The organism is Sulfitobacter sp. HI0129, from assembly GCF_001635395.1.
Classification (GTDB): Bacteria; Pseudomonadota; Alphaproteobacteria; order Rhodobacterales; family Rhodobacteraceae; genus Sulfitobacter.
The window spans coordinates 1-2,003 of the sequence record NZ_LWGH01000574.1 but is presented as its reverse complement, the minus strand read 5'-3'; the positions used below and the strand labels follow the sequence as shown (position 1 = coordinate 2,003).

The 2,003-nt window shown below is 62.8% G+C and carries 3 protein-coding genes and 1 pseudogene; 3 read left to right on the top strand and 1 reads right to left on the bottom strand.

The window, feature by feature from the left end; all coding sequences use genetic code 11:
* Positions 1–328, bottom strand: a pseudogene (locus tag A3764_RS15425) (hypothetical protein); the annotation flags it as partial.
* Positions 329–634: 306 nt separating this feature from the next.
* Here A3764_RS15425 and rpsF point away from each other — a divergent pair.
* From rpsF to rplI, 3 genes are read left to right on the top strand one after another with little or no spacing between them, the layout of a single operon-like run.
* A complete protein-coding gene (rpsF, locus tag A3764_RS15420) occupies positions 635–988 on the top strand; it encodes a 30S ribosomal protein S6 (RefSeq protein WP_067919726.1) in 354 nt (117 codons plus the stop codon).
* Between the two features lie 28 nt (positions 989–1,016).
* Positions 1,017–1,244: a 30S ribosomal protein S18 gene (gene rpsR, locus A3764_RS15415; RefSeq protein ID WP_005852865.1), complete on the top strand. Its 228-nt coding sequence runs from the start codon at positions 1,017–1,019 to the stop codon at positions 1,242–1,244.
* An 11-nt stretch (positions 1,245–1,255) separates the two neighbouring features.
* Complete coding sequence (gene rplI / locus A3764_RS15410) at positions 1,256–1,903, top strand: 50S ribosomal protein L9 (protein WP_067919728.1); 648 nt, start codon at positions 1,256–1,258, stop codon at positions 1,901–1,903.
* Positions 1,904–2,003: the final 100 nt, after the last annotated feature.

Below are 2,003 nucleotides of genomic sequence, written 5' to 3'. Positions count from 1 at the left end.
GCACCACGGTGCGCCCCCCGGCCAACTTGCGGACGAGCCGCAGCTCCCGGTTTTCCACGTCCAGTTCGATCTGCGGCGCATCGGGTGCAGCGCTGGCCTGCAGCAGGCAGAGGCCCGCCAGCACCCCCGTCAGCGAAAGCACCAGCTTGAACAGGACGACATCCGCCTCCCACCCGCCGGAGGGCAAGAGCCATAGGCCCCCAACCGCGATCAGGATCGCGACCCCGATCAACCTCTGTGCCGCCCGGACCATCATGCGGCCCCCGTCCACCATCCGAACCGGAATAACGGGGAGCGGTCGGCGCGTAACCTGTGCTGTTGCTGTCATCTTCTCGAACCTCGGATTTTTTATGGTTTTGTGCTTCATTCCAATGTCGGTACCGATCATGGCGGAAGCACGGCGCTCCCGCGGCGGGGCAGGTGTTTTGTCAGGGCTTTGTCGGGGCTGCACGGGCGGCGGACATGGCAGCCCGCAGGTCGCCCAGCCATGGCGATCCGCCCTTGCCCCGGCGGCCAAACCGTGTATATCGGCCATTCCCTTGCAAGACGTTTAACCGCGCAGTCTCTCGTGGTGGGGCCGCAAGGGGGAACCGCCCTGCCTATGAAATGCGCCTCGATACAAATAGGAGAGCACATGCCGCTTTATGAGCATGTCATGATCGCGCGTCAGGATCTGTCCAACACGCAAGCCGAAGGCCTCATCGAACATTTCGGAACCGTTCTCGCGGACAACGACGGCAAGCTCGTCGACAGCGAGTACTGGGGCGTCAAGACGATGGCCTACAAGATCAACAAGAACCGCAAGGGCCATTATGCCTTCCTGCGTTCGGATGCCCCCGCGGCGGCCGTGCAGGAAATGGAACGCCTGATGCGCCTGCACGACGACGTCATGCGCGTGCTGACCATCAAGGTGGACGAGCACAAGGAACTGCCGTCGGTTCAGATGCAAAAGCGCGACGAGCGGTCCGACCGCCGCGAGCGCCGCTGATTTTGGCTTGAGGAAAAGGATCTAAACCATGGCTGCAAAACCATTTTTCCGCCGTCGCAAGGTCTGCCCCTTCTCGGGCGACAATGCACCCGCAATCGACTACAAGGACACGCGCCTGCTGCAACGCTACATCTCCGAGCGTGGCAAGATCGTGCCCAGCCGTATCACCGCCGTCTCGGCGAAGAAGCAGCGTGAACTGGCCCGTGCCATCAAACGCGCCCGTTTCCTCGCCCTGCTGCCCTACGCCGTCAAGTAAGGAGAGAGCACATGCAAGTTATCCTTCTGGAACGTGTGGCCAAGCTGGGCCAGATGGGCGAAGTCGTGGACGTGAAGCCCGGCTATGCCCGCAACTTCCTGCTGCCGCAGGGCAAGGCGCTGTCGGCCTCCAAGGCCAACATCGAAGCCTTCGAGGGCCGCAAGGCCCAGCTTGAGGCACAGAACCTCGAGACCCGCAAGGAAGCCGAGAAGATGGCCGAGAAGCTGAACGGTCAGCAGTTCGTCGTGATTCGCTCCGCTTCCGATGCGGGTGCGCTCTATGGCTCCGTCACCACCCGTGACGCCGCCGATGCCGCGACCGCCGAAGGCTTCACCGTGGACCGCAAGCAGGTGGTTCTGGGCCAGCCGATCAAGGAACTGGGCCTGCACGACGTGCAGATCGTCCTGCACCCCGAGGTCGACGCCACCATCCAGCTGAACGTCGCACGCTCCCCCGAAGAGGCAGAGCTTCAGGCCTCCGGCAAGTCGATCCAGGAACTCGCCGCAGAGGAAGAAGCCGAAGCGGAATTCGAGATTCAGGAGTTGTTCGACGATATCGGCGCCGCCCAGCTCGACGAGTTGGAGACCGAGGACGAACAGCGCACCGACGAACCGGCCGTGCTGGAAAAGTCCGAACTGGACGAAAAGCTCGACCGCTGATCGCGACGCTTCGCGCTTGAAATGATCGAAAGGCCGGGCAAGATCGCCCGGCCTTTCTGCTTTTTCGCCCCTTTTGACGGCCCGCGCGGTTCGGCGTCCT

What these genes read in the sequence shown, in the direction of transcription:
- rpsR (WP_005852865.1), top strand. Translation starts at nt 1,017, where the DNA reads ATGGCTGCAAAACCATTTTTCCGCCGTCGCAAGGTCTGCCCCTTCTCG.
- rpsF (WP_067919726.1), top strand. Translation starts at nt 635, where the DNA reads ATGCCGCTTTATGAGCATGTCATGATCGCGCGTCAGGATCTGTCCAAC.
- rplI (WP_067919728.1), top strand. Translation starts at nt 1,256, where the DNA reads ATGCAAGTTATCCTTCTGGAACGTGTGGCCAAGCTGGGCCAGATGGGC.